The sequence below is a fragment of the Paenibacillus sp. sgz302115 genome (assembly GCF_056120445.1).
On record NZ_JBVYOK010000089.1, the window covers coordinates 1 to 280 of the forward strand.

Annotated in this window: 1 rRNA gene; it reads right to left on the minus strand. The window is 54.6% G+C overall.

The window, feature by feature from the left end:
• Positions 1-280, minus strand: a 23S ribosomal RNA gene (locus AC0LWN_RS32850); the annotation flags it as partial.

Below are 280 nucleotides of genomic sequence, written 5' to 3' on the forward strand. Positions count from 1 at the left end.
TGTGAGACGTCCCACAACCCCAAGGGGCAAGCCCCTTGGTTTAGGCTGTTCCGCGTTCGCTCGCCGCTACTGACGGAATCACTATTGTTTTCTCTTCCTCAGGGTACTTAGATGTTTCAGTTCCCCTGGTCTGCCTCTACATACCCTATGTATTCAGGTATGAGTAACTGCGAATTACCACAGCTGGGTTTCCCCATTCGGACACCCCCGGATCAAAGCTTGCTTACAGCTCCCCGAGGCAGTTTCGTTGTTCGCCACGTCCTTCGTCGGCTCCTGGCGC